The 25,842-nt window shown below is 44.9% G+C and carries 26 protein-coding genes and 1 pseudogene; 16 read left to right on the top strand and 11 right to left on the bottom strand.

The window, feature by feature from the left end:
* Nucleotides 1-19: 19 nt before the first annotated feature.
* Nucleotides 20-1,162 carry an amidohydrolase family protein gene (locus QQL36_RS06705; RefSeq protein ID WP_321569353.1) on the bottom strand — a complete coding sequence of 381 codons (1,143 nt, stop codon included), beginning with the start codon at nt 1,160-1,162 and terminating at the stop codon, nt 20-22.
* Nucleotides 1,163-1,236: 74 nt separating this feature from the next.
* Here QQL36_RS06705 and prfA point away from each other — a divergent pair, with 74 nt between their 5' ends.
* Together prfA and QQL36_RS06695 are read left to right on the top strand one after the other, a co-directional pair.
* Nucleotides 1,237-2,301, top strand: coding sequence for a peptide chain release factor 1 (gene prfA / locus QQL36_RS06700; protein WP_083730135.1), 1,065 nt, complete (start codon nt 1,237-1,239; stop codon nt 2,299-2,301).
* Between the two features lie 206 nt (nt 2,302-2,507).
* Nucleotides 2,508-3,185: an OmpA family protein gene (locus tag QQL36_RS06695; RefSeq protein WP_321569352.1), complete on the top strand. Its 678-nt coding sequence runs from the start codon at nt 2,508-2,510 to the stop codon at nt 3,183-3,185.
* A 113-nt stretch (nt 3,186-3,298) separates the two neighbouring features.
* On the opposite strand, the gene QQL36_RS06690 is transcribed toward QQL36_RS06695, so the two are convergent.
* From QQL36_RS06690 to QQL36_RS06670, 5 genes are all read right to left on the bottom strand, one after another.
* Nucleotides 3,299-3,685 carry a VanZ family protein gene (locus tag QQL36_RS06690; protein ID WP_179091366.1) on the bottom strand — a complete coding sequence of 129 codons (387 nt, stop codon included), beginning with the start codon at nt 3,683-3,685 and terminating at the stop codon, nt 3,299-3,301.
* 125 nt (nt 3,686-3,810) lie between these two features.
* Nucleotides 3,811-4,191 (bottom strand): glycine cleavage system protein GcvH, encoded by a 381-nt coding sequence (gcvH, locus tag QQL36_RS06685; RefSeq protein ID WP_083730132.1) that lies wholly within the window; start codon nt 4,189-4,191, stop codon nt 3,811-3,813.
* A 37-nt stretch (nt 4,192-4,228) separates the two neighbouring features.
* The gene (locus QQL36_RS06680) at nt 4,229-4,888 is read right to left on the bottom strand and encodes a peptidylprolyl isomerase (protein WP_321569351.1); all 660 of its coding nucleotides are present in this window, start codon (nt 4,886-4,888) and stop codon (nt 4,229-4,231) included.
* A 15-nt stretch (nt 4,889-4,903) separates the two neighbouring features.
* Nucleotides 4,904-5,434, bottom strand: coding sequence for a GNAT family N-acetyltransferase (locus QQL36_RS06675; RefSeq protein WP_083730130.1), 531 nt, complete (start codon nt 5,432-5,434; stop codon nt 4,904-4,906).
* Nucleotides 5,435-5,471: 37 nt separating this feature from the next.
* Nucleotides 5,472-5,813 (bottom strand): hypothetical protein, encoded by a 342-nt coding sequence (locus QQL36_RS06670; RefSeq protein ID WP_083730129.1) that lies wholly within the window; start codon nt 5,811-5,813, stop codon nt 5,472-5,474.
* 284 nt (nt 5,814-6,097) lie between these two features.
* On the opposite strand from QQL36_RS06670, the gene QQL36_RS06665 reads away from it, so the two are divergent.
* From QQL36_RS06665 to rsgA, 5 genes are all read left to right on the top strand, one after another.
* Nucleotides 6,098-7,099 carry an AAA family ATPase gene (locus tag QQL36_RS06665; protein WP_083730128.1) on the top strand — a complete coding sequence of 334 codons (1,002 nt, stop codon included), beginning with the start codon at nt 6,098-6,100 and terminating at the stop codon, nt 7,097-7,099.
* Nucleotides 7,100-7,147: 48 nt separating this feature from the next.
* Nucleotides 7,148-8,011 (top strand): DUF58 domain-containing protein, encoded by an 864-nt coding sequence (locus tag QQL36_RS06660; protein ID WP_083730127.1) that lies wholly within the window; start codon nt 7,148-7,150, stop codon nt 8,009-8,011.
* Between the two features lie 24 nt (nt 8,012-8,035).
* The gene (locus QQL36_RS06655; RefSeq protein WP_321569350.1) at nt 8,036-9,022 is read left to right on the top strand and encodes a hypothetical protein; all 987 of its coding nucleotides are present in this window, start codon (nt 8,036-8,038) and stop codon (nt 9,020-9,022) included.
* A 226-nt stretch (nt 9,023-9,248) separates the two neighbouring features.
* Nucleotides 9,249-10,259, top strand: a complete 1,011-nt coding sequence (locus tag QQL36_RS06650) for a VWA domain-containing protein (RefSeq protein WP_320579508.1) — start codon at nt 9,249-9,251, stop codon at nt 10,257-10,259.
* Nucleotides 10,260-10,373: 114 nt separating this feature from the next.
* Nucleotides 10,374-11,315 (top strand): ribosome small subunit-dependent GTPase A, encoded by a 942-nt coding sequence (gene rsgA, locus QQL36_RS06645; RefSeq protein ID WP_083730124.1) that lies wholly within the window; start codon nt 10,374-10,376, stop codon nt 11,313-11,315.
* A gap of 333 nt (nt 11,316-11,648) precedes the next feature.
* On the opposite strand, the gene QQL36_RS06640 is transcribed toward rsgA, so the two are convergent.
* Together QQL36_RS06640 and QQL36_RS06635 are read right to left on the bottom strand one after the other, a co-directional pair.
* A complete protein-coding gene (locus QQL36_RS06640; RefSeq protein WP_179091052.1) occupies nt 11,649-11,804 on the bottom strand; it encodes a hypothetical protein in 156 nt (51 codons plus the stop codon).
* 467 nt (nt 11,805-12,271) lie between these two features.
* Complete coding sequence (locus QQL36_RS06635) at nt 12,272-12,805, bottom strand: gamma carbonic anhydrase family protein (RefSeq protein ID WP_083722172.1); 534 nt, start codon at nt 12,803-12,805, stop codon at nt 12,272-12,274.
* A 111-nt stretch (nt 12,806-12,916) separates the two neighbouring features.
* On the opposite strand from QQL36_RS06635, the gene QQL36_RS06630 reads away from it, so the two are divergent.
* From QQL36_RS06630 to QQL36_RS06610, 5 genes are all read left to right on the top strand, one after another.
* Nucleotides 12,917-14,101 carry an aspartate aminotransferase family protein gene (locus QQL36_RS06630; RefSeq protein WP_321569349.1) on the top strand — a complete coding sequence of 395 codons (1,185 nt, stop codon included), beginning with the start codon at nt 12,917-12,919 and terminating at the stop codon, nt 14,099-14,101.
* 198 nt (nt 14,102-14,299) lie between these two features.
* Nucleotides 14,300-14,944: a hypothetical protein gene (locus tag QQL36_RS06625; RefSeq protein WP_320579501.1), complete on the top strand. Its 645-nt coding sequence runs from the start codon at nt 14,300-14,302 to the stop codon at nt 14,942-14,944.
* Between the two features lie 52 nt (nt 14,945-14,996).
* Nucleotides 14,997-15,302 carry a winged helix-turn-helix domain-containing protein gene (locus QQL36_RS06620; protein ID WP_235643568.1) on the top strand — a complete coding sequence of 102 codons (306 nt, stop codon included), beginning with the start codon at nt 14,997-14,999 and terminating at the stop codon, nt 15,300-15,302.
* Between the two features lie 53 nt (nt 15,303-15,355).
* Entirely contained in the window at nt 15,356-16,714 is a 1,359-nt protein-coding gene (gene creD, locus QQL36_RS06615) for a cell envelope integrity protein CreD (protein WP_321569348.1), read from the top strand.
* A gap of 15 nt (nt 16,715-16,729) precedes the next feature.
* Nucleotides 16,730-17,083, top strand: coding sequence for a diacylglycerol kinase family protein (locus QQL36_RS06610; protein WP_083722176.1), 354 nt, complete (start codon nt 16,730-16,732; stop codon nt 17,081-17,083).
* Between the two features lie 85 nt (nt 17,084-17,168).
* On the opposite strand, the gene QQL36_RS06605 is transcribed toward QQL36_RS06610, so the two are convergent.
* Entirely contained in the window at nt 17,169-20,594 is a 3,426-nt protein-coding gene (locus QQL36_RS06605) for a hypothetical protein (protein WP_235643570.1), read from the bottom strand.
* 56 nt (nt 20,595-20,650) lie between these two features.
* Between QQL36_RS06605 and QQL36_RS06600 the strand changes: the two genes are divergently transcribed.
* On the top strand, nt 20,651-21,286 hold the full coding sequence (locus QQL36_RS06600) for an MBL fold metallo-hydrolase (protein WP_083722177.1): 636 nt from the start codon (nt 20,651-20,653) through the stop codon (nt 21,284-21,286).
* Nucleotides 21,287-21,393: 107 nt separating this feature from the next.
* On the opposite strand, the gene QQL36_RS06595 is transcribed toward QQL36_RS06600, so the two are convergent.
* On the bottom strand, nt 21,394-22,914 hold the full coding sequence (locus tag QQL36_RS06595; RefSeq protein ID WP_321569347.1) for a lipopolysaccharide biosynthesis protein: 1,521 nt from the start codon (nt 22,912-22,914) through the stop codon (nt 21,394-21,396).
* A 25-nt stretch (nt 22,915-22,939) separates the two neighbouring features.
* A pseudogene (gene arfB, locus QQL36_RS06590) lies at nt 22,940-23,338 on the bottom strand (alternative ribosome rescue aminoacyl-tRNA hydrolase ArfB); the annotation flags it as partial.
* Nucleotides 23,339-23,497: 159 nt separating this feature from the next.
* Between arfB and QQL36_RS06585 the strand changes: the two are divergent.
* The 3 genes from QQL36_RS06585 to QQL36_RS06575 all read left to right on the top strand — a co-directional run bounded on the left by QQL36_RS06585 (nt 23,498) and on the right by QQL36_RS06575 (nt 25,830).
* Nucleotides 23,498-24,769: a hypothetical protein gene (locus QQL36_RS06585; RefSeq protein ID WP_143708789.1), complete on the top strand. Its 1,272-nt coding sequence runs from the start codon at nt 23,498-23,500 to the stop codon at nt 24,767-24,769.
* Between the two features lie 15 nt (nt 24,770-24,784).
* Complete coding sequence (gene dtd, locus QQL36_RS06580) at nt 24,785-25,237, top strand: D-aminoacyl-tRNA deacylase (protein WP_321569346.1); 453 nt, start codon at nt 24,785-24,787, stop codon at nt 25,235-25,237.
* A 266-nt stretch (nt 25,238-25,503) separates the two neighbouring features.
* Entirely contained in the window at nt 25,504-25,830 is a 327-nt protein-coding gene (locus tag QQL36_RS06575) for a nucleotide pyrophosphohydrolase (protein ID WP_083722182.1), read from the top strand.
* Nucleotides 25,831-25,842 lie beyond the last annotated feature (12 nt).

Here is a 25,842-nt window from a genome sequence, read left to right as displayed (position 1 = left end):
ATTATGCGAAATTACAATATTAGTATATTCTTCTGCTACCCTTATCAGTAATAACTATTACACCCGGTTGCTTCCCTTTTTCAAAACTGCCATACCTGGCTGAGATACCCAATGCTTTCGCGCCATTTAACGTGGCCCATTGCAGTATTTCCTCCAGTGGGATTTCCGGATAATGTCCACGTATTGCCTGTATCTCTTCCCAGATAGACAACTGGTGATTAGAAGCCAGGCTATCTGTGCCCAGCGTGATGGCGCATCCCTCACTGCGTAATAATGAAATATCCGGCAACCGTTTTTCTATATACAAATTCGCCTGCGGGCATAAGCACCAGTATGCATCAGGGGCATGTTGTTTAGTAAATACCACATCTTCTTTGGTAGAAAAAGTATTGTGTACCAATATCACCGGCAGGTGCTTAAAATAAGGCAGCCATGCAGGTAGGCTGGTGCCTCCTGTGGGTACAAAGGCACTTGCATCCATCCCAAAGTGCTGATAGAAATCGAGGAAAGCACCTGTTTTATCAGCATATAATTGATTTTCAGCCGCTGTTTCCTGGTTGTGAATGCTGATTGGGGTATTATCCGGTATCACGGACAGCAGTGAAAAAAGCGCTTTACTCACAGAATACGGAGCATGTGGCACCACGGAACAGGAATGCATATCACCATTCAAACGCCTGAACTGTTCCAGTACAGACAAGCTGTAATCCAGTCTGCTCTGCGCCGCAACAGGTACAAACCCCATTGTTTCTACAAAGGAATGGTAGTAAATGGGGGAATGCTGTTTAGGAGCAAGGGTAGCAGTGCCATTACAAATATCTCCCACTGCCGAAATGCCACTTTCCCACATGGCTTCCTCAGCCGTTTTGATAACGGCATCATCCTGTTGCCCCCGTTTTTCCATCACCTGTGTTAGAAATGCGGGTAACCCGGTACCTTCTGGAATTATCCCTTTCATGTGAGACAATTCCAGGTGACAATGGGTATTTACAAACCCCGGACTGAGTATCCCGTCCACTTCCTGTACCCCTTCGCCGGCGAGGTCTGCTGATACGATATCCATGATAGTCCTGTCTTCGGAGAGAATCAGGACCTTGTCTCCCGATAATATTTTCTGCCCGTCAAAGAGGGCTGTTCCTTTAAATTTTAGCTGTTGGGTCATAATTATCCTAAAGATGTTAATTTTGCCGGCAATTGATAAGTCGACAGATCACCGACCATTCAACAAAGATAACTATGATAGATAAACTAGAAGCGATTAAAGGCCGGTTTGAACAGGTCTCCCTTGCCCTTACCAACCCCGAAATAGTGAGCGACAACAAGCAGTTCAGCAAACTGAGCAAGGAGTACCGGCAGTTGGAAAAAATCGTGAAGGCGTACGATACTTATACAAAGTTGCTGGATAGTATTGCCTTTAACAAGGAAGTGCTGGATAGTGGCGATGAAGAAATGAGGGAGCTGGCTAAGGAAGAAACCGAAGCACTGGCCAATCAGAAAATTGAGCAGGAGGAGATAATCCGTAACCTGTTGATTCCAAAAGACCCACAGGATGAAAAGAATGCGATTCTTGAAATCCGGGGTGGTACAGGTGGTGACGAGGCTAGCCTCTTCGCTGGTGACCTGCTGCGCATGTATCTCCGCTATTGTGAGCTCAAAGGCTGGACTACCAATATTATGAGCGAAACCCCTGGTTCAGTGGGTGGATATAAAGAGGTGGTGGTAGAAGTAAATGGTGATGATGTATATGGTACCCTGAAGTTTGAGTCAGGTGTACACCGTGTACAGCGTGTTCCAGCTACAGAAACTTCCGGCCGTGTACATACTTCAGCAGCTACAGTGGCGATCTTGCCGGAAGCAGAAGAAGTGGATGTGGATGTAAGAGATGCAGATATCAAAATGGATACTTTCCGTTCGTCTGGTGCGGGTGGTCAGCACGTAAATAAAACTGAATCTGCGGTTCGATTGACGCATATACCTACCGGTGTGGTGGTAGAGTGTCAGGAAGGACGTAGCCAGCACTCTAACCGTGATATCGCAATGAAGATGCTGCGTTCCCGTATCTACGAAGCAGCAGTGCGTAAGCATGAAGAAGCGATTGCTTCACAGCGTAAGAGCCTTGTATCTACTGGTGACCGTTCTGCAAAGATCAGGACTTACAATTACCCACAGGGTCGTGTAACTGATCACCGTATTGGTATGACGGTCTACAACCTGGATGCGTTTACAAACGGAGAGATCCAGGAAATGCTGCAGGCGTTACAGTTTGCGGAGAATGTGGAGAAGATGAAAATGGGTAGCTAATAAGTTATAGCGCAATAATAATTCAGGAATAAAGCGCTTTTGCCGTAGGCAAAAGCGCTTTATTCCTGCCTATTCTATTAAACCCAAATATGAAACATTAGTATTACATTTATTTTTTCACTAATACCTATATTCATGTCTGCCTTGATCTACCAAAATCTGGCAGCATATTTGTCTCGTATCTCTCAGTAATAAACACTCGTACAATGAAAAGAATCAATCCTATCGTAGCAGTAGTATTGTCTGCCACCATGTTATTTAGCTGTAGTACCTGGAATGGAATGAACAATACCCAAAAGGGCGCAGCCATCGGCGTAGGTGGTGGTGCTGCCACAGGTGCCGTGATTGGTAAAGCTGCAGGCAACACTGCCCTGGGCGCTATCATTGGTGCTGCCGTAGGTGGCGGAGCCGGTGTACTGATCGGCAAAAAAATGGATAAACAGGCACAGGAAATCAAAACAACCGTACCAAATGCTACCGTAGAACGTGTAGGTGAAGGTATCAACGTAACGTTCAACTCCGGTATTCTGTTCGGCTTTGATAAATCGGACCTGACTGCTGCCGCTCAGACAAACATTCAGCAGCTGGCCAGCATCCTCAATAAATATCCTGACACCTACGTACGTGTAGAAGGTCACACCGATACCACTGGTACTGATGCTTACAACTATGCACTTTCTGAAAGACGTGCAACTGCTGTAGCAAACTACCTGAAAACACAGAACGTAGCTGCTAACCGTATTCAAACATACTGGTATGGTTCCAAACAGCCTGTAGTACCTAATAACACAGATGCTAACAGAGCTAAGAACCGTCGTGTGGAATTCGCTATCTATGCGAACGATAAGATGAAGCAGGATGCGCAGAAAGAATCAGGACAGTAATAGGATTTCCTTCATACACATATATATGAAAAAAGGCCGTATCATTGGATACGGCCTTTTCTTTGAAAATGGTTTTCATCTTCGTTGGCAAATTCCCTCTTTCATGAATGTTTTTATTGTTTTTTCAACCACCACTTTCGTATAAATAAGAAAGCAATGATCCCGCACATGGCGCCTATTGAATCGGCTACCGCATCTATCATATCGAAGCTGCGATCTACCGCCCAGTATTTCTGAATAAACTCAATGGCCAGACCATACGCTGCTGCTGTGAACCAGAACAGCGTTAATGTAAGCGCCGAAATATGTCCTTTACTTCTGTAATAGCCTATACACAACAGGAGTACCGTACAACCAAACAATCCCAGGTGAACGATCTTGTCCATATGTATTTTCTCATAGAAAGGATCCTTGGGGATCTTATCTCCGGGAATAGTACATAAATATAACACCAGCAATATCCATAATATAGCAGGCCAATAGTATCTGATAATCCTCATTGCTGGCACGTCCAATTGTTTTTTAGGGTAAATATTAATAATCATAAAGGTATAAGGTTCAAAAGTCGTTCCCAACTTTTGAACCTTATACCTCTACTTTTTTAACCTTTTATTAATTATTGGACTTATTCGCCAACAAGTGCCTGATAGGCAGCTGCATCCAGCAGTCCGTCTACATCTGCAGGGTTAGATACTGTCATCTTGATCATCCATCCTTCGCCATATGGATCGCTGTTCACCAGTTCTGGTGAGCTATCCAGCTCGGAATTGATTTCATTTACAGTACCTTTTACTGGCAGGAACAGGTCAGACACAGTCTTTACTGCTTCCACAGTACCGAATACTTCTTCTGCACCCAATGATTTACCAACGGTAGGAATGTCTACAAATACGATATCTCCCAGTTCACGCTGAGCGAATTCAGTGATACCGATAGTAGCTGTATTACCTTCCAGTAACACCCATTCGTGATCTTTGGTGTAACGCAGATTTGACGGAAAATTCATGGCAAGTTTGATTTTAAGGGGTAAAATTAAGGAAAACCTAAAAGAACAAAAATTTCTTCACCACTCTCACCTTCATTACCACATCTTCCAGTGGTCTGTCATTACCATCTGTCTTTAGTGCTGCGATCTTATCGATCACGTCCAGGCCTTCCACAACCTGACCAAACACAGTGTAGCTCTGATCCAACTGTGGTGTGCCTCCGTACTTTTTGTAGTACTCGCGCTGGTCCACGGGAATCTTCCTCCCCCCTAGTCTACCCTTCTCCAGTTTGTCGAGCTCCTCATCTGTCCACACTTTTCCCTGCACAATATAAAACTGACATCCTGAACTTGCTTTTGCAGGATTGTTGTCTCTTGCTGCCGCCAGTGCACCTTTCTTGTGATACAGGTTCAGCTGAAACTCTGCAGGAATCGTGTAGTTCACATCTCCATTACCAAGCATTGCTCCCTTTGCCGCATTCTTTGAATCAGGGTCACCGCCCTGTATCATAAAGCCTTTGATCACTCTGTGGAATAACGTACTGTCATAGAAGTGATGCTTAGCCAGCTTTATAAAATTATCCCTGTGCTTTGGTGTGATGTTATACAGCTCGATCACCATCGTGCCATAGGGAGTAATGATCTTTACCTTCCGGTTTTTAGCAGCCATAGCGGGGAGTGTGAGTATTATACACACAAAGAGTAGCAATCGTTTCATGGGGGTATGATTATTTTAGAGTTGTTTGCGCAGGAGCCAGTCAGTATCTTCCTGATTCCCCATCATGAAGATATGGCTACCGAATTTTTCAAAACCATTCTTCTCGTAGAATTGGTAAGCCTTGGTGTTGTACTCCCAAACCCCGAGCCAGATGGTTTTTACGCCATGTTGCGCAGCTACTTCCTGTGCGTAGTCCAGCAGGAACTGTCCGGCTTTCATGCCCTGAAATGCTTTCAGCACATAGATCTTTTCCAGCTCCATGACAGGAGCGGGATCCAGGGGACCGTTATGATCCGGCTGCTTGTGTAAATTTAGTTTCAAAAACCCCGCGGGGGAAGTGCCTTCGTACAGAATATAATATAAACAGCCAGGGGCCGCCATTTCAGCTGTTAGTGCTTTCCTGGATTTTTTCTCTTCCATAAAAGCGTTAAAGTCCGCCGGGTTGTATTGATGAACAAATGTTTCGGTAAACGTCCGCTGCTCAAGCATCACCAGTAAATCCAGCAACTCAGTAGAAACGGGCACAACGTGTAATGATGTATCCATAGCCAGGGTGTGTGTAATTTATATCAGGGAGGGAATTTTATCGTCCCTCCTGATCGTCAAAGTATGCAATAATATGCTCCTGCAAAAATCTTTCCTGTTCTGGCATACTCATTTTGGGTACAGGTTGTGCTTCTTTGAAATGGGGCCAACCATCGTTGTCATACCCTTGTAGTTCAAAATACCCGCTTTGACTCAATAAAGTACATGTTGCCACATGCATCAGGTCCTGTTTCTGCTCCTTCGTCCACTTCTTCTTCATATTTCCCAGTTCCTGTGCACCTATTAAAAAGAGAATCGCTTCCATGTTAGGGGTTTTCCCAAATCGCTCTGTGAACATATCCAGCACCCTTTTCCATTGCTGCTCGAATTCCTCTGCCATTTTATAATTATTTAATTATGAACCTTCTATCCCTGCAAATGTACGTTATAAAAAAAGATGATATAAATATGCGCCGGCTTTATTAATTTGGGGGTCACATACGTTATTTATAATGCAAGGATTACAAATTAAGAAATGTATGTATCTGAGTGCCATATCGTAATTTGTAAATTTTAATTTGTAATTCTATTCTTAACAGCATTTTAACGGCCATATCTGCTTGTCTGGCGGTGTTTTACTGGCAGAAAGTTTTACTTTAGCAAACTTGTAAATAATAAATAAGCATGGAGAATACTTCGTATGATATCCGTCAACTAAATGAAAAAATCCACGAGGCCAGCGCATTTGTAGACCTGCTGAACCTCGAACTGGGCAAAGTCATCGTAGGGCAGCGTTACATGGTAGAAAGACTGTTGATAGGGCTGCTGGCACAAGGCCACGTATTGCTGGAAGGTGTACCCGGTCTGGCAAAAACCCTGTCTATTAAATCCCTCTCTTCTGCCATTAACGGTAAATTCAGCCGTATTCAGTTTACACCGGACCTTCTGCCTGCGGACGTGATCGGTACTATGATATACAACCAGCAAAAGAATGAATTTGTAGTAAGACGCGGTCCTATCTTCGCCAACTTTATCCTGGCGGATGAGATCAACCGTGCCCCTGCAAAAGTGCAGAGTGCCCTGCTGGAAGCAATGCAGGAAAGACAGATCACTATCGGTGATACTACTTTTAAACTGGAAGAGCCTTTCCTGGTACTGGCTACCCAGAACCCAATCGAGCAGGAAGGTACCTACACACTGCCAGAAGCACAGGTAGACCGTTTTATGCTCAAAGTGGTGATCGGCTACCCTACCAGGGAAGAAGAGCGCCTCATCATCCGTCAGAACCTGAACCCACAGCCTTCTCAGAAGATCAATCCCATCATTCAGCCTGCCGACATTATGAAGGCACGCGACCTGGTGCGTGAAGTATACATGGATGAAAAGATCGAACGCTATATCCTCGATATCGTATTTGCTACCCGTAATCCTGACGAATACAAACTGCAGAAACTGAAACCGCTCATCGCTTATGGTGGTTCTCCAAGAGCGAGCATCAACCTGGCAATGGCTGCTAAAGCTTATGCCTTCATGAAACGTCGCGGATATGTAATTCCTGAAGACGTTCGCAGCATCTGCTTCGACGTAATGCGTCACCGTGTAGGTCTCACTTACGAAGCGGAAGCGGAAAACGTAACCAGCGAAAACATCCTGAGCGAAATTCTGAATGCTGTAGAAGTACCTTAATCGGCCCCTCTGTAGCAAACAGTTTTTTTAAACGTTAATGTACAACCGGTGGATACTGCAGAAATACTTAAGAAGGTCAGGCAGATAGAGATCAAGACCAAAGGTCTCTCCAATCACATCTTTGCAGGCGAATATCACAGCGCCTTCAAGGGGCGTGGTATGTCTTTCAGTGAGGTGCGCGATTACCAGGTGGGCGATGATGTGCGGGCTATCGACTGGAATGTGACTGCCCGTTTAAATCATCCCTTCATCAAGGTTTTCGAAGAAGAACGTGAACTTACCGTAATGTTGCTGGTAGATGTGAGTGATAGCTCCCTCTTCGGTACCGTACGGCAGAACAAGCGGAGTATGATTACGGAGCTCTGCGCTGTACTGGCCTTCTCCGCGATCAAAAACAATGATAAAGTAGGAGTGATCTTCTTCAGCGACGGTATGGAAAAATATATCCCGCCTAAGAAAGGTAAATCCCATATCCTGTTTATCATTCGCGAACTGCTGTCCTTTACTCCTACCCGCAAAGGCACTAATATCAGGGAAACACTGCGTTTCTTTAACAATGCGACAAAGAAAAGGAGCATTGTATTCATGCTGAGCGACTTCCTGACAGGCGACTACCAGGATGCACTGAACATTGCTGCCAAACGCCACGATGTGGTCGGCGTACATGTATACGATCAGCGTGACAAAGAACTGCCACCGGTAGGACTGATACAAATGCAGGATTCTGAAACTGGTGCACGCCAATGGGTAGATGCTTCTGACAAACAGGTGCAGCAATATTATACCCAACAGTTCCAGCAGCACGTACAGTATTGCAGCAATTCTTTCAAAAAGAGTGGTGCAAGCCTGATCAGCATTCGTACGGATGAAGATTATGTAAAGGCTTTAAAAGGCTTCTTTACAAACAGGTGATAGTTTAAAGATGAGCAAATTAACATGGGTAAACAGATCATAGTTAAAACACTTATTTTATTTGCAATGCTGGGTTATGGGTTTGCTTCGCAGGCCCAGGTGCAGGTGAGTGCCCGTACAGATACAGACCATATCCGTATAGGTGAGCAGGTAAAACTCATATTGTCAGCCACCGTACCTAACCAGGGCGTTGGCAATGTCGTATTCCCTCAATTACCAGATTCTTTCAGTCACTGGGAAGTAGTAAGCCGTACCGGCCTCGATACTTCTGCTGCCAATGGAAACAAGGTGTTTCAACAAACCCTTGTACTCACCAGCTTTGACAGTGGTAGCTGGGACCTCCCTGCCTTAAAATTTGATGTGCTGAATAATGGTGGGGTGACTGATTCAGCCTTCACCGATTCACTGCGCATAGAGGTAGGTACCGTTGCGGTAGATACTACCAAGGCGTTCAAACCTATTAAAAACGTACGCTCTGTACCCTGGAACTTCTGGGATTACTGGCTGTACTTTGCTATTGGTTTCAGTGTGATCATCATAGGTATAGGATTGTTGGTATATTTCCGCAGCCGTCCTAAGAAAGCAGTGGTGAAACCTACAGCACCTGCCGTACCACCTTACGAGGTAGCACTGCTGGCACTGAAGCAGCTGAGAGAAGAGAAACTGTGGCAGCAGGGAGATGTGAAGCAATATTATACCCGCATCACCGACGTACTACGCGCATACTTCGAACAGCAATTCAATATCCCTGCCCTGGAGCAAACCAGTGAGGAACTGCTGCAACACATCAAACCGGTGACGGTCCTTAATCAGCAACGCGACAGGTTGAGAGACCTGCTGACGGTAGCTGACCTGGCCAAATTCGCGAAGCTCCATCCTACACCTGAAGAGCATGAGCGCGCACTGGCACAGGCTTTTGAGATTGTGGAATGGACCAAACCCGCTGTAGAGAAAGCAAAAGAAGCAGAGAAGACGAATGACGCAGGGAAAACCGAAGGAGCAGGTAACTAAGAGGTTAGAAAGCGAATGAGGCAGGAAAAACTGAAGGAGCAGGCAACTAAGGGGTTAGAAAGCGAATGACGCAGGGAAAACCGAAGAAACAGGCAACTAAGGGATCAGAAAGCGAAGACGCAGGAAAAACCGAAGGAGCAGGCAACTAAGTATTCCGCAAGCGAAATTCGCCTCAGAAACCGAAGGAGCAGGCTACTAACTAGAACCAGGAAATTATTTTATATACATGGATTTTTCAGTCTGGAAAAATATTGAATTTGCCCATCCTGCCTACTTTGGCTTGCTGGTGCTGGTGCCCGTGATGATCTACTGGCACTATGCAAAACAGCAGAAAAAGCAGGTGGCTATGGATATGTCTTCCCTTCAGGGGCTGAAGGGACTGCCGGTATCCTGGAAGGTGAGGTTCCGCCCCCTCCTGCTGATACTGCGACTGCTGGCGTTTAGTGCGCTGGTGGTAGCGCTGGCAAGACCTCAGACCAGCAATACATCTGAAAGTATAGATAGTGAAGGGATCGATATCGTGTTGAGCATAGATATTTCAGGTAGTATGCTGGCCGAAGACCTGCAGCCTAACAGGCTGGAAGCAGCGAAGAAAGTAGCGAACGACTTCGTGGATCGCCGTATCAGTGACCGTATTGGCCTGGTGATCTTCTCCGGAGAGAGTTTTACACAATGTCCCATTACTACTGACCATGCGGTATTGAAAAACCAGATTACGGCTATCAAGAGTGGTATGCTGCAGGATGGTACTGCGATTGGGATGGGTTTGGCCACGGCTGTAGATCGCCTTCGTAATAGTAAAGCTAAAAGTAAGGTGATCATTCTCCTTACAGATGGTGTGAACAACGTAGGTTTGATAGATCCGCTCACCGCGCTGGAAATTGCAAAGGCATTCAAAACAAGGGTATATACCGTAGGGGTAGGTACGATCGGAAAGGCACCTTTCCCGATGACCATGCCGGATGGTAGTATTCAGATGGCTATGCAGGATGTACAGCTGGATGAGCCGCTGATGAAGAAGATTTCAACAGAAACCGGGGGTAAATATTTCAGGGCTACCAATAATAAGGACCTGGAAAGTATTTATGATGAGATTGATAAGCTGGAAAAGACCAAGGTAGAGATCACTTCTTACAAACGATTTGCTGAACATTTCTTCCCGTTTGCTATACTGGCATTGGCTTGTATACTGCTGGAAGTAGTGCTGCGATATACCGTATTCCGGAGTCTGCCATAAAACAATATTGCCCCCTGCCGCGCCAGCGGCAGGGGGCAATATCAAAAAACTCGCTTCTGCCGAAGGTAGAAGCGAGTTTTTTGTATTTTTACACCCTAATAATAATCTTAGCATTTGCAGGCACTAATCTATAGATCCACCGGTAGCTGGTACACCGTAAAAACCATCACCACCGGCGAAACCTTCCAGGCACGCATTAAAGGTGTATTGAAACTGGATGGGGACATTACGTCTACCAATCCCATAGCCGTAGGCGATATCGTAGATATCGTTCCTGAAGAAGGTGATGCAAATGCAAAAAATGCTATGATCACTGGCATTGGGGACAGGCGTAACTATATCGTCCGCAGCTCCCCACATAAAAAAGGAAACGCGAAGCACATCGTGGCGGCCAACCTGGATCAGGCCATGCTCATCTGCACGGTAAAAGAACCAAGAACCTCCAATGGATTCATGGATCGCTTTCTGGTTACAGCAGCTGCTTATCACATTCCAGTGGTGCTGGTGTTTAACAAAAGAGACATTTATAAAGAGAAAGAAATAGACAGATTCGCTGAATTAGCGGCGCTGTATGAAGATATCGGTTATACAGTAAAACTGGTTTCTGCTGCTACCGGCGGTGGTATAGATGAACTGGAGACCATGATGAAGGATAAAACTACCCTGATGTCCGGTCACTCCGGTGTGGGAAAGTCTTCCCTCATCAATCGTTTATTACCTGGTCTGGATCTGCGTACAAAAGCAGTGAGTGGTTGGAGTGGTAAGGGGTTGCATACTACTACTTATGCAGAGATGTATGATCTGCCACAGGGTGGACGGTTGATAGATACACCTGGGGTGAGAGAATTCGGGATTGTGGATATTGCGAAGCCGGAGCTGTCGCATTATTTTCTTGAAATGCAGCCTTATCTTACACAGTGTCAGTTTAATAACTGCTTGCATATCAATGAGCCTGGTTGTGCGGTGAAAGCGGCTGTGGAGGAAGGGGAAATTGATATGGAGAGGTATGTGAGTTATGCCACGATTCTGGAGTCAATTCAGGAAGAGAGTTATTAAAGGATTTCTAATTCTTAAAGAAGAATCAATTAAATTCTTCCTTCAAAAAACACTCCTTTATGTTTTCGGAAGGAAATCCTTCTCAAAAGGTAAAAGCAATTGGTCCTATCCTTCAGAAAAAATAAAAACCTTTTACATGTTTTCCGAAGGAAATCCCTCAAACAGCATTCAACTAATGCTTGTTCTTCTTATGATGCTTTCCTTGCATCTCATCCAATATCTTCTCAGCCCCCCAGTTACTCCTCGGTTGCGGACATCCCGTCTTCCTTGTCCTACAGGAACTAAACCCCATCAGGGTAAGCACGAACATGCAAATAAAGAATGTACGGATCATTAGAATACCCTGTTAGACATTTGTTTGGAAGAATGCTTATTCTGCTTGATATTCCTATTAGAGTAGTAATTGCTGCTAGGACAGCCTTTTTGCTCTGATTGACAGCTGATAGCTAAAATGCTACCCAGCACCAGGAGTAATATTAATTTCTGCATAGGGTAAGGATATTAAATGCAAGATAATTAAAATATGTCATTAAAAGGTTATGCATTTACCTGCTTTGGGGCACAGATATTCTCAAACCATGAGGTTTTGCCTTAGACAAAACCTCATGGTTTGCTATTTGGCATAGCATTCATCAGCGACTGCTTATTTGCCTTCTACCGGCAGATCCTTGAACTAACAGGAAACGATGCAATAACCATTTGCCTTCTGCCGGCAGATCCTTGAACCAGCAGGAAACGATGCAATAACCATTTGCCTTCTACCGGCAGATCCTTGAACTAACAGGAAACGATGCAATAACCATTTGCCTTCTACCGGGAGATCCTTGAACCAGCAGGAAACGATGCAATAACCATTTGCCTTCTACCGGGAGATCCTTGAACCAGCAGGAAACGATGCAATAACCATTTCCCTTCTACCGGCAGATCCTTGAACTAACAGGAAACGATGCAATAACCTATTTCCCTTCTTCCGGCAAATCCTTGAACCAGCTGGAATACATGCCGTAATTATTCGCGATCCTGCTGATCTCTCCGCTAATCAATGACTCACTAATATTCTTAACCTTTTTAGCAGGTACTCCTGCATAAATAGCACCCGCTTCTACCTGTGTATTTTCCAGCACCACAGCACCTGCGGCGATAATGGTATTGCTGCCGATATGTACATTATCCATCACAATAGCACCCATCCCTATCAGTACATTATCTTCCACGGTACAGCCATGCACAATCGCATTATGACCAATGGATACGCTATTCCCAATGATAGTTTTTGTCTTTTCGTATGTAGCATGAATACAGGCACCATCCTGTACATTTACTTTATTACCTAAACGGATACTGTTTACATCTCCTCTGATCACAGCATTGAACCAAACGCTACAACCATCCCCCATAATCACATCACCTACGATTGTCGCATTTGGGGCTATAAAACAGTCCTTTCCCATTTCAGGCATTACTCCTTTTACCGGCAGAATGTATGGCATTTCCTTTTGTTTTGCTGGCAAATTACCACTTACAATTGATTAAACTCATGCTCCGGATCAGGTATACTATTAATACGCAGGGGCATATCATTTTCGTATTTTTGCAGGCAAATGAATAACAGGCAACTTTTTTTAAGACACGTAGCGCAATTGTCAGACGCGCCGTTGGGCATTGAGATGGTGAAGGCATCAGGCATGTACATGTGGGATGTGGATGGGAAGAAATTATTGGACCTGATAGCGGGGATTAGTGTATGTAATGTAGGACATTGCCATCCGGCGGTGGTGGCGGCTATACAGGAGCAGGCCGCGACATATATGCACCTGCTGGTGTATGGGGAGCTGGTGCAGTCGCCACAGGTAGCATTTGCTACCTTGCTCACACAGCATTTACCATCTTCTTTAGATAGTGTATACTTTACGAATTCCGGTGCAGAAGCGGTGGAAGGCGCGATGAAGCTGGCAAAGCGATTCACAGGCAGAACGGAAATTATTGCATTTGAGAATAGTTACCATGGTTCCACGCAGGGAGCCATGAGTATAATGGGAGATGAAGAATGGCGGAATGCGTATCGTCCTTTATTACCAGATATCCAACACCTGAAATATAATACCTGGGAGGCGATAGATCGCATCACCGAAAAGACGGCCTGTGTGATTGCAGAAACAGTACAGGCCGAAGCTGGGGTGATCGTACCGCAGCAGGAATGGATGAAGGCCCTGCGGGAGAAATGTACACAAACAGGTACCCTGCTCGTATTAGATGAAATCCAGTGTGGGCTGGGTAGAAATGGCTCCCTCTGGGGCTTTGAGCAATTCGGTATTGTACCTGATATTCTCTTATTAGGGAAAGCTTTAGGTGGTGGTATGCCAATGGGGGCTTTTATTGCCAACAGAGAAATTATGTGGACCCTGACCAATAACCCTGTCTTAGGACACATGACCACCTTTGGTGGCCACCCGGTTATCTGTGCTGCTGGTATGGCGGGTTTCAAAGTATTGCTGGAAGAAAAACTCACAAACACCGTCAGGGCAAAAGAAGCCTTGTTTCATAAATATCTGCAACACCCTGCTATCAGAGCCATCCGCTCTCAGGGCCTGATGATGGCCGTTGAACTGGAAAGCTTTGCTGTGAATAAAAAGGTGATCGATGCCTGCATTGAGAAAGGTGTCATGACAGACTGGTTCTTATTTGCGCCGCAATGCCTCCGCATTGCCCCTCCCCTGATTATCACAGAAGACGAAATCAAATTCGCCTGCGATACTATAATTGCGGTATTGAATGCTGTTGCTTAAGAACTGGCTCGCACAAAAGCAGGGAATCAGGTTTGGCCGTCAGGCCAAACCTGATTCCCTGCGCTAACCCTGGGTAAAATCACTTCGCGATTTTCCCCCAGGGTTAGCGCCTCATAATAGCCTTTTTTACCAAATACCAATAAAATAATTTTATAATTCCAACCTAAATCCTAACTTTGAATTCCAAAGTACTTTAGTATGACTGATCAGCAACATCTATCTACCTTAAGTGATATTAAACGTATCATGGACCGCAGCAGCCGCTTCATCTCCCTCAGTGGACTAAGTGGCGTATGCGCCGGCATCGCCGGCCTCCTGGGTGCTGCTATCGCCGATGTCTGGATCAGTGAATACTACAACCGCTGGAACACCTCTGGCATATTCGTAAGAGAAGATTTCAATTTATTAAAAATAAAACTCACCATCCTCGGCCTCATCGTCATGGGCATTGCATTGGCTGGCGGCATCTACTTTACCTGGCGCAAAGCCAATAAAGATGGCGCTTCCATCTTTGGCAAAACCTCCCGCAACGTTTTCTATAGTGGACTCATCCCCATGGTAGCCGGCGCTGCATTCATAGCCGGAATGGTCTATAATAATTTTGAAGTACTCGTGGCCCCCGCCTGCCTCCTCTTTTATGGACTGGCACTGGTCAACGCCAGCAAGTATACATTCAGAGATATCAAATACTTTGGGATCGCTCAAATCATACTGGGGATAATCAATGTTTTCTATTTGCGTCGTGGTCTGTATTTTTGGGCCCTCGGTTTCGGTGTATTACACATCGTATACGGCGTGATGATGTGGTGGAAGTATGAACGCAATGCTGAATCAGAAGAGTAATCACTCTCTGACAGCAAGGCTATATTAATTGAACTTTTGAATCTGTTAAGCAGTGGCCATAAACAATCCCATAGGTAATCTGAATAAAATCTTCGACAGCAGGATCCGTCTTGGTGTCATGAGTATTCTTATAGTCAATGAGGAAGTCAGCTTCAACGATTTGAAACAAATGTTGGAACTCACCGACGGTAACCTGGCCTCACACCTGAATACACTGGAAGAAAACGGTTATCTCAAAGTGCACAAAGGCTTCATCGGCCGCAAAACAAATACAACTTATCAAATCACCAAAGCAGGCGAAAAAGCTTTCAAAGGCCACCTCGCTGCGCTTGAAAATATGATTCGCTCTATCGAGTAAATTTTTTTTATCCCTATACTTTGAAATTCAAAGCACTTTAAAAGAAAATAATCATGGAACATCAACATCTTGCAAATGCAGGACAGGAGAGCTATTCTCCTGCCCCAGGGGAAGATATTTTACCTGGAAAAAACTCCTTTATGAAAAGATACGCTTACGCTATCAAAGCCGTCATCATCGGCTTCCTTGTCCTCGTGCTCCTCATTCCCACTGCTATGATCATGAACCTGATCAGGGAAAGAGAACAACGTAGTGACGAAGCAACGGCCGAAATCAGTAGTAAATGGGGCGAAGCCCAAACCCTCACCGGCCCTATTATCATCATTCCATATCTAGATACCCCTGGTCATCGCGCTTACGCCCTCTTCCTGCCCGATAAACTGAGCATCAATGGCGAACTGCTACCCGAAATGCGCCACCGTGGCATTTATGAAACCGTTGTATACAGTTCTCATCTTCAGGTGAGTGGCAACTTTGCGCCCCTTACCACAGACATTCCTGCAGATAAATTGCTGATCAATGAAGCTGTCATTGCTGTAGGCGTCAGTGATATGAGAGGTATCAGTAACCAACCAAATATGCAGCTCAATGGCAAAGACTACCTCTTCTCTCCAGGTGTAACCATCCAGAGTGTATTTAATAATGGGATGCAGGCAAGAATACCATTGACCAAAACTGATAGTGGCTGGACGGCAGGTAATTTTTCTATAAATCTTGATCTTCGTGGCTCCGGTCAGGTGCACTTCTCTCCTGTTGGTAAAACTACCCAGGTCAATATCACCTCCAACTGGGCCAATCCCCAGTTCGATGGTCAGTTCCTGCCTGTGAAATCCGTTGTCAAATCTACCGGCTTTACCGCCGCCTGGCAGGTATCTCACCTGAACCGCAACTTCCCCCAATCTCTGACCACAAAAGATGAGGTCAACCTCCGTAGCTATGATTTTGGTATCAAGCTGTTCCTGCCTGTCGATGGCTATCAACAATCTACCCGCGCGGTAAAATACGCTATCCTCATTATCGGCCTTTCATTCCTTGTTTTCTACTTTATTGAATTACTCCAGCGTCTGTATGTACATCCACTACAATATATCCTCATTGGGTTTGCGCTCGTGCTTTTCTATACCTTATTAATCGCCCTGGCAGAACAATTGAATTTCGGTATTGCCTACCTGATTGCAAGTGGTATGACCATTGTTCTTGTCACCGCATACACCGCAAGTATCTTTAACAATTTCCGTGTTGGTAGTGGCATTGGTGGAGTATTAGTTATATTGTATGGGGCTATTTATGTCATTCTCCGTGCCGAAGACTTGTCTTTACTGATGGGTAGCCTTGGATTATTCATTATACTTGCTATCGTAATGTTCTTTAGCCGTAAGATCAAATGGAAAGAGCTGAAGGGTAATGAATAAGATTACTTTAAAACTATGAGTTATCTCAAAAAACGACTGCGCAGTTTTGGATTTGCGATTGCTGGTATTATCGCGTTTGTTCGCTCTGAACCACACGCCCTGCTGCACTTCATTGCAACGATTATCGTTGTTGGTGCAGGCTTTTATTTCCGCATCACAAACATGCAGTGGATTGCCATCCTCATCATGATAGGAATCGTTTGGATCACCGAAATGATAAATACTGTGCTGGAAAAGGTAATGGATCACGTAGCACCCGACTATCATCCCCGCGTGAAATGGATAAAGGATGTAGCGGCAGGGGCCGTATTAATCGCAGCCATCATCGCCATCATAGTCGGTGCGCTTATCTTCATCCCCTACTTTTAAGCCGGCCGCTGGCCAGACCCGCCTAAAATAAAAACGCTTTTGCCGCAAGGCAAAAGCGTTTTTATTTGCAATATTATCAGGAAAATCAGAAGTCAACTCCCATACCAAAATACCAGATCGGACTTCCTCTAAAGAACGCAATCGCCGGCCATCCCGCATCAACTCTCAGGAAATACCCTGCAATGGTTGTTCTCGCACCAAATCCATATCCTCCTACAAACGGCCCAAGGAAACCTTCTTTCACCTTCACACTAATCGTTCCATCACTACCAGTATAATAAGTATAATTCGCATCCTTAAAGCTCAGCTTCTCATTCCATGCTGTACCAATATCAATAAACTGTGTCAGCTGGAAGTTCCTCAACAACGCTGAGTTAATCGGCCTTTGCAGGAATGTTGCAAACACTGGCAAGCGTAACTCAGAGTTAAACACCATCACGTTATTACCATTCTTTGCATTCTGCTTATATCCACGCAGCGGCGTAGCCAGCGTCTGATAAGCATAACTTGCATTTGTCGCTACCGGTGTATTTGTATTGATCTTAGGATTCAGCCAGTTGTCCGTACCACCTAAATAATACAACAGCTTCCTGGTACCCCATGACACATCCATAGAGAAACGGGTGGCCCAGATAAAGTTACGATAGATAGACTCATAGTGACGGGCATCGATCCCCATGTTGTAAGTAAATCTACCCTTGCCGGTGGCATCTGTTGTTCCAAACGCCTCATTGATATTACCCGCTATTTTCGCCCATGCTTCACCATAGATCTTATACCTCGTACCATGCCAGATGTTGATGGCAGGATTGATGGTATTATCGTACACATATTCCAAACGGCTCAGTACATATTTATCCTGGTAATCAGGCCATTTCAATGAGTTCTGGTCAGAAGCTGCAATCACAAACTTATCTACACGGTAACCTACCTGCAGACGAATGCTGCGTGCTTCGTCAAACGGATATTTCACCTCTACCTGCCACAGGTTTGTCTTCATCTTGGCAGGATAATCAATCAGCACAGTTCCTGAACTATCTGTACCGGTACCTGTATATTTCGCCACCTTACGGTAGTAAGTGAATTTATAGTCAAAGCGTTTTTTCAGATAAGAAGCAGAGAGGAAGTACTCTGTACCATCCAGTGAAGATGGAATGCGGAAACCACCATTGATCTTGATATCTTCCATCAGGTCACTCACTCCTAAACGGATCATACCATTCAGCGGATCTGACAACTGGATCGGACCAGAAGGCTGCCCGGTAAACGGCTGATACCTGTTCACCAATACAGAGTTATCCAGTTGCAGGATGAGGTAGTCAGAAGCAAATTTCCACTTGTAAGGCAGCAGCTTCGCTTTCTTCAGCAATGGCTCAATAGGTATTTTGATCGGATTACCATTGCCAGACATATCTGCGGTTGCATTGTTGCCGGTAAGATTTCTATTGGTAGTATCCTGCGGCTCATTGCCAAACTCACTCTGGAAGAAGTCATTATGTTTTACTGTATCCTTCTTAGGCGCCTGCGGACTTTTGTAAGTAGGCAGTCCCAGCCGGATACTATCCTGGTGCATTACATACGCACGATAAGCCGTAGGGCGATCGCTCACATTACGCTTCTTCAGGGAAATGGTATCTACTTTCAGCTTCTGCAGGATCTTATAGCCATATTGCTGGATCACCTGGGAAACCTCGCTTTGATCGCCGGCGCCCCTTGTTTCCTTAATACCATAAGAATAGTTGCTGAGTGGGAAAGTATAAGTAGAGTCTTTCGTAATAGATACCGCCATCACACTATCTGGTGCATTGGCACCATATTCCTGCAGGGCAGAATCCAGTTCCAATGGATCCGGGTTATGCAGGATCTCATTACCTACAAAGAAGAGGGAGTCAACTCCGGCTCTTTCTGTCCTGAAGAAACCGGCATAACGGTTACGGATACCGTTAGCGTCGGATACAAAGGTAAAGTGTGTGGTATTATATTGAAGCGGGTTGCGTGCATCACCATATTTCATATTGGAAAGCTGGGTGATTTGTTTGTCCGCGCTCTTGTTCCAGTTGTCAACCAGGAAGATGTTGTAATGTCCTGCCGGCAGGGTGGTATCACCACCTTTGGCAGTAGGTGAAGGCCTGTTGGAAGAGAAGATGATACCGCTCTTACCTGGGAAGGCTACGAAAGACGGATCGAGGTCGTCATACACATCGTTAGTAATCTGTTCGATCGTATTCTTGTTGATGCTGTAAACGTAGATATCGGTATGACCATTTTTCACAGCGGAGAGCAACAGTGAGTTGTCGAATTCGAAGAAGTACTTCATATCGATCACCCTGTCAAACTTATTCAGGTCATATTTCATTCTTGTTTTGGTGATCAGGTCATATACCATCAGTTTGGTCATGCCTTCTGATTCGTATACGATAGCGAGGCGGTTACCTTTCTGGTTCCATGCCAGCAGTGGGTAGTTAGGATCCATTTGGTTTGCCTGCATACGCACACCGTTCTTCAGCAGGGTGGTAGGATTGTCTTCACCCGTCTGCAACTGTACTTTGTAAAATCCTTTGGTATAAGATACAACAGCAAAGCTGGCATTCTTAGGATTGGCCTGGAAGCGGAAGTAATCGGTTTTACCCAGTTCTTTCACGGCAATGGTACGGCCTTTGGTCGATTGGCGACGGCGGCGGTTATCGTCCTGATAGCGCTTGGTGTTGTATACGAAGAAGTCTTTCAGGGCAGCTTTAGGCTTGGTGTTCAGCACCTGCTCAAAGCCTTTTTTCAGACCCCTGTTAATGCGGGAGATATACATGAGGTAAGGAACAGCGTCTTTACCATATTTACTTTCTACATAATACCAGAACGCATGGCCAGCTAGTAGAGGTTGTTCGTAGGCGAACTGGTAAAAGTTTTTATACTTGTTGGACTGTACAGCATCTTTGAGCTGATCGTCGAGGGTGGTGTTCCAGTTTTCAGCAGCATATGCAATGAATCCATCTGTGTACCACTTTGGAAAGTCGATCAGTACTGCATTGCCTGCGAACTCACCAATATCTTCTCCGAACAGGAGGTTTTCAAGCATCACACGGGCAATACCCTGGCGGATGAGGGAACGCAGGTGCTCATGGTTGCCATCAAAGTATACTATCAGCTTATTCCCCACCAGCTTGGTTACCCCACCGGTGTTTTGCCAGTCAACGCCAATGCCTATATTTGATTGCTTCATTTCCCCAAAGGAATTGTATACAACGATGTTCACTTTCTGACGGAAGGTGAACTCCATAAACTCTTCCAGCTGGGGTAACTCCTTTTCTGCAACCTGAGCGACGTATTTCCCCAACTCAAGACCGTTTTGGCTGAAATAAGTATTGAAATGGCTGGTTTGATAGTAACGCCATTTAAAGTTCTTATGCTGTATGCGGTTCTGTCCAAATTCCACGCTATTGGTCTGCGCCATGAGGAGAAACGGGCCAAGTAATAGGGTACCGGTAAATAATAACCTGGTAATAAGTCTGTTCATACAGAAAGTATTGATAATATTGCGTTCTTAATTAAAAGTAACAAAAATCGGTAACAATGCTTGAAATCAAACATTTCACCTTTAATCCGTTTCAGGAAAATACCTATTTGCTCTTAAACGAAAAAAAGGAATGTATAATTATAGACCCGGGCTGTTATTTTGAGTCGGAAAGAAAAGAATTACTAACATATATCGAAAAAGAGGGACTAAATGTTACCCGCTTGTTGAATACGCACTGTCATCTGGACCATATTTTTGGTAATAAACTGGTGGCTGATACGTATGGAGTGGGGCTTGAGATCCATCCGCTGGATGCAGTGGTGTTGGAGCGCTCACCGGAATTAGGGCAGATGTATGGGGTACCCTTTGAGGCTTCGCCGGCACCGGCCAGATATTTTGAAGATGGGGAAAAGATACAGTTTGGAGATAATGAGCTGGAGGTGTTGTTGACACCAGGGCATTCTCCCGGAAGTGTATGTTTTTATTGCGCAAAGCAGGGGTTTGTGATTGGTGGGGATGTGCTGTTTTACCAGAGTGTTGGTCGTACTGACCTGCCTGGTGGTGATCATCAAACTTTAATTAACAGTATAGAGACGAAATTGTTCGTATTGCCGGATGAAGTAAGTGTTTGGCCCGGTCATGGAAAAGAGACGACGATAGGGTATGAGAAGAAGCATAATCCGTTCCTGTAATCTCCGGATTTTTTGGTGATTGGCTCAGCCAATCACCAAAAAATCGGGACCGCGTCCAGATGGGACAGAGCGAAGCTCTGTCCCATCTGGACGCAAAAATGCCAGAACTATAATTTCGCAATAAACCTCCCCACCACCGGCAACCTCCCAAACTCCTTCTTCTCCATTTTCAACAGGAACCACACATACGCCAAAAACAACACCGTCGCCACCAGCAAATTCCCCGGCTTTGCCGCATACACATCACCCGGAGACAAAATCGTCCTGTTTAGCAAATCAAACACATAATACACCAATACCGCACTTCCTATATAAGTGATAATCTTTGGCAAATGATAAGGAATAGGATAATGCTTCTGTCCCCATGAATAGCAAATCGCCATCTGTATAAAATAGCATACCATGGTAGCCAGCGCCGCACCGAAATAACCGAATATCGGAATCCACCACCAGTTAAAGAAGAACGTAGCCGCCGCAGTGATCAGGGTAATAACCGCCCCGCTCTTCGTCTTGTCTGTCAGCTTAAACCAAATGGTCAGGTTATAATAAATACCCAGGAACATATTTGCCAGCAACAACACCGGTACTATCTTCATACCTGGATAGTACACTGGTTTCCGCAGGAAGATCTTCCATATATTCAGATAAAGACTCACGAATAAGAACATAAAACACAACAGGATGACGAACAATTTCATAATCCTCGCGTACGTTCGCTGTGGATCTTTCCCCTCTGCCTGCTTAAAAAAGAAAGGCTCCGCCCCTAACTTGAAAGCTTGTATGAACATCGTGATCAGGATCGCCAGTTTATAGTTGGCGGCATAGATACCGATCAGCTGTTTCTTCACTTCCATATTATTCCCTGGCAGGAATTCCGGCAGGAACCAGGCCCTGTCAAACGTTTCGTTTACCATACCTGCCATCCCGAAGATGACCAGTGGCAATGAATAGTTGAGGATCTTCTTCCAAAGGGTGAAATCGAAGTTGGGCTTTATCTTCAGTAATTGTGGTAAAAATAATAATAAGGTCACCCCACTCCCCAGCATATTGCTCATGTAAATGAACCCTACCTGGTTGCTGGTATTCACTACATTAGGAGCAAACTTAGGCAGTACGACCAAAAAGAAGATATTGAACAGGATCGTGGTAATAATACCAGACAGGCGGATCATGGCATACCTGATAGGCCGGTTTTCCAATCGCAACTGGGCAAAAGGAATCGCCGTGAGCGCATCAAATGCCATAATTAATACCACCCATGTATAAAACCAGGGATGCCCTTTCAATCCCCCCAGTGAACCCATGTAAGAATTGATGACCGTTCCCCGCATCAGGAGCAGCAGTATAGTAAAACCAATAGTGGTAAAAATAAGGGAAAACATAGATGTACTCAGCACCTGCGTCTTGTTCTCCTGCTTGGCAAAGCGGAAGAAGGCCGTCTCCATCCCATACGTGAGAATAATATTCAAGAAAGGGACATAGGCATATACAGTAGACATTTCCCCATATGCCGCCTGGGTCATTAATTCCAGGTAAAGGGGAGTCAGAAAGTAATTCAGCAACTTGCTAGCGATGTTACTAAAGCCGTAATAGATGGTCTGTCCTGCCAGTGATTTAATACTACTCAATGCCCTGTATTTTTACCAAAATTAACTATTCCAGCCCTTTCCGGCGAAGCTGTTTTTTGTCAGATTGTATTTTCTTCAGATTTAGCCGCTTTTCTTTGGCAGCTCTGGAAGGTTTGGTAGCGACGCGTTTTTTAGGTCTGATCATCGCTTTCTGCACCAGATCGTTCATTTTTTTGATCACCAGCTGCTTGTTGCCCAGCTGTGTCCGTTCCTCCTGCGATTTAACCTGAACCAGGCCTTCACTCGTCAATCGGTGGGCTAATTTTTCTAATACAAGGGCTTTCTGTTCGGGGGTTAACAATTGGGATGTTGCTACATCAAAGTACCCCTCTACCATAGTTTCTACCTTGTTCACATTTTGTCCGCCCTTACCTCCGCTGCGTGCAGTTCGGAAAGTAATCTCGGGCGTGAGATCGAGGTCCATTAAATTAACTTTTCTTTATAACTGTTTATTGTAATTTAATAAAGGTACAATTATTACAAGTATTCAATGACCGGGCAGGCAAATGCGCGTGTTTCGCTGTCGCGGAATGAACCGTTGTCTGCTCTGTATGCACTGATACATAAACCCAAACCCTTGACTATGACATTTTTCAACCCTGCTCAACTCCGCGTTCTGAAATCCGGCTGGATTATAGCCGTCATTGCATGGCTGCTGTTTTTTGTTCCACACGCACCGGGTTATATAGTCAACACACTCACGATTACAGGTCTGTTAAGCTGGGAATTTGTGGTGAGCCGCCGTTGGAAGGACTTTTTTATCATGGTATTGGTATCGGGCATTGCTTTTTCTCTGCAGCATATGCTCATGAACCATTTGCCGGATGGCAACCCTGCCGCCGCCGGGGCACTGGGTCACCTCAACCTGTTCGCGGCTTATATTGTCGCAATCACCACCCATTATCATCTAATGGGTATAGAAAATAAGTTCTCTGCGGGGCTGCTGGCTACCGCTATATTTTATTTACTGCCAAAGACGGGCAATCCTTTCAGCAGTAATTATCCTTTCACAGGAACTTTGAAAGAGGTGGTGTACCTGTCGTCTGCATTGGTCATACTGTACATGAAAGTGCTGTGTTATTATGTCATCCTGTTTCTGGTGGAAAACGGTTACCGTCTGCGTCATTTCATGGAGCGGCTTCCATCTAAGGTACAGGTGTACAACAGGTGGGAATACCTCTTTATGTGGATGGTATTGTTCTTTGGTTATATGGGTTGTATTGGTGACCTGAGTACCCGTGTGCGTATGCTTTTTGAAGGACAACAGATGCCGGAAGAATCTACGCCCATGAGTATTCTCTTTATGATCTCGTCTATCTTCTTTTTATATGTTGGGGCTATTATGCTACGCAATGTGATTACCGGCAGATCCTTGACTATCGGGCATTACAGCCCGTGGGTGTTGTTGTTACATTTGTTGCCTGTAGCAAATATTGGTGCAGCCATTTATTGTTTTTTAGCACCTGAAAAAAGAGAAACGCATATGAAAAATGCAGCGAGCTACCTGCAGGCAAAGCGACGGTATGCACGTATTGCAATGATTGTATTGGGTATCGTCATCACAGGTTATAATATTTATACCATGCTCTTTGTACCTACAGGTCTGCGGCTGGTGGCGATCAGTATACTTGCATTTTTATATTTACTCAAAATAGGTGCTTACCTGAAACTCTCTGCTGGTAAGGCATTTGTGTACATCGTGATCGGATTGAATATATTGACGGTAGCATATGCTTTCAATGATTACTTTATATTTTATCTTGCACTGATATACCTGTATTATTATTTCTTAATTGAGACTTTCTATCCTGAACTGGAAGCAGAAGATATCATGGAGATTGCAGACAGGGAGTAACTAAACAATTACATTATGCGCACAGTTATACAACGGGTAATCAGGGCCTCTGTGACCGTGGACGAGCAGACTACGGGTAGTATACAGACAGGCTTGCTGGTACTGTTAGGGATAGAAGATGCTGACAATGCAGAAGACATTACATGGTTAAGTAATAAACTCGTCAATCTGCGGGTATTTGGTGATGCGGAGGGCGTGATGAACCTGTCGGTAAAAGACGTAGATGGTGGTATACTATTAGTCAGTCAATTTACATTGTTCGCAGGGACAAAGAAAGGGAATCGTCCATCATATATCCGGGCGAGTAAGCCGGATATAGCCATACCATTGTATGAGCAGATGATACAGCAGTTGAGTCAGGATCTCGGCAAGCCGGTGGCTACTGGTATTTTCGGTGCTGATATGAAAGTAGATCTGCTGAACGATGGACCAGTTACAATATTGATCGATACAAAATCAAAGGAATAATAAATCAAAGGAATCAATAGGATCAAAGGAATGTAAGGTAAGCCCAGCAGGCATTGGTTATCCTAAATGCCGGCCGCAGGCCCCCCGCCCGGAAAAATGAGGTTGTCATAAGTGACTCGATGGCGCTGAGAATTTCTTATACGAAAATTTTCTCCATCAGGTACCCGGGTAAATTTGGGTAAAAGTTATTTATGATATCCTCATTTTTTCGGCATTTAAACACAAAAGAAAATACAAAAACAAACCCAATAAGCAACTTCTAAAACATGACTATCAAAGAAGCGCAGGACCAGATCGACCACTGGATTAAAACAGTAGGCGTTCGTTATTTTAGTGAACTTACCAACATGGCTATCCTCACCGAAGAAGTCGGCGAAGTAGCCCGTATCATGGCCCGCAAATATGGTGACCAATCCTCTAAACCCTCCGACCTTCAAAAAGACCTCGCCGATGAGCTGGCCGACGTCATGTGGGTACTCCTCACCATCGCCAACCAAACCGGCATCGACATGACCGATGCACTCACAAAGAACTTCGAAAAGAAGAACATCCGCGATGCCACCAGGCACAAGGAAAATGAAAAATTACACTAGGCAGGTTTTTTG

Source organism: Chitinophaga sp. LS1, from assembly GCF_034274695.1.
Classification (GTDB): domain Bacteria; phylum Bacteroidota; class Bacteroidia; order Chitinophagales; family Chitinophagaceae; genus Chitinophaga.
The sequence above is the reverse complement of the archived record's forward strand: the minus strand, read 5'-3'. Positions and strand labels throughout refer to the sequence as shown.

What these genes read in the sequence shown, in the direction of transcription:
- creD (WP_321569348.1), top strand. Translation starts at nt 15,356, where the DNA reads ATGGAACATCAACATCTTGCAAATGCAGGACAGGAGAGCTATTCTCCT.
- QQL36_RS06695 (WP_321569352.1), top strand. Translation starts at nt 2,508, where the DNA reads ATGAAAAGAATCAATCCTATCGTAGCAGTAGTATTGTCTGCCACCATG.
- QQL36_RS06585 (WP_143708789.1), top strand. Translation starts at nt 23,498, where the DNA reads ATGACATTTTTCAACCCTGCTCAACTCCGCGTTCTGAAATCCGGCTGG.
- QQL36_RS06635 (WP_083722172.1), bottom strand. Translation starts at nt 12,805, where the DNA reads ATGCCATACATTCTGCCGGTAAAAGGAGTAATGCCTGAAATGGGAAAG.
- QQL36_RS06610 (WP_083722176.1), top strand. Translation starts at nt 16,730, where the DNA reads ATGAGTTATCTCAAAAAACGACTGCGCAGTTTTGGATTTGCGATTGCT.
- QQL36_RS06670 (WP_083730129.1), bottom strand. Translation starts at nt 5,813, where the DNA reads ATGGCAGAGGAATTCGAGCAGCAATGGAAAAGGGTGCTGGATATGTTC.
- QQL36_RS06675 (WP_083730130.1), bottom strand. Translation starts at nt 5,434, where the DNA reads ATGGATACATCATTACACGTTGTGCCCGTTTCTACTGAGTTGCTGGAT.
- QQL36_RS06680 (WP_321569351.1), bottom strand. Translation starts at nt 4,888, where the DNA reads ATGAAACGATTGCTACTCTTTGTGTGTATAATACTCACACTCCCCGCT.
- gcvH (WP_083730132.1), bottom strand. Translation starts at nt 4,191, where the DNA reads ATGAATTTTCCGTCAAATCTGCGTTACACCAAAGATCACGAATGGGTG.
- QQL36_RS06625 (WP_320579501.1), top strand. Translation starts at nt 14,300, where the DNA reads ATGACTGATCAGCAACATCTATCTACCTTAAGTGATATTAAACGTATC.
- QQL36_RS06690 (WP_179091366.1), bottom strand. Translation starts at nt 3,685, where the DNA reads ATGAGGATTATCAGATACTATTGGCCTGCTATATTATGGATATTGCTG.
- QQL36_RS06705 (WP_321569353.1), bottom strand. Translation starts at nt 1,162, where the DNA reads ATGACCCAACAGCTAAAATTTAAAGGAACAGCCCTCTTTGACGGGCAG.
- QQL36_RS06600 (WP_083722177.1), top strand. Translation starts at nt 20,651, where the DNA reads ATGCTTGAAATCAAACATTTCACCTTTAATCCGTTTCAGGAAAATACC.
- QQL36_RS06655 (WP_321569350.1), top strand. Translation starts at nt 8,036, where the DNA reads ATGGGTAAACAGATCATAGTTAAAACACTTATTTTATTTGCAATGCTG.
- QQL36_RS06640 (WP_179091052.1), bottom strand. Translation starts at nt 11,804, where the DNA reads ATGCAGAAATTAATATTACTCCTGGTGCTGGGTAGCATTTTAGCTATC.
- dtd (WP_321569346.1), top strand. Translation starts at nt 24,785, where the DNA reads ATGCGCACAGTTATACAACGGGTAATCAGGGCCTCTGTGACCGTGGAC.
- QQL36_RS06665 (WP_083730128.1), top strand. Translation starts at nt 6,098, where the DNA reads ATGGAGAATACTTCGTATGATATCCGTCAACTAAATGAAAAAATCCAC.
- prfA (WP_083730135.1), top strand. Translation starts at nt 1,237, where the DNA reads ATGATAGATAAACTAGAAGCGATTAAAGGCCGGTTTGAACAGGTCTCC.
- QQL36_RS06575 (WP_083722182.1), top strand. Translation starts at nt 25,504, where the DNA reads ATGACTATCAAAGAAGCGCAGGACCAGATCGACCACTGGATTAAAACA.
- QQL36_RS06650 (WP_320579508.1), top strand. Translation starts at nt 9,249, where the DNA reads ATGGATTTTTCAGTCTGGAAAAATATTGAATTTGCCCATCCTGCCTAC.
- QQL36_RS06630 (WP_321569349.1), top strand. Translation starts at nt 12,917, where the DNA reads ATGAATAACAGGCAACTTTTTTTAAGACACGTAGCGCAATTGTCAGAC.
- QQL36_RS06605 (WP_235643570.1), bottom strand. Translation starts at nt 20,594, where the DNA reads ATGAACAGACTTATTACCAGGTTATTATTTACCGGTACCCTATTACTT.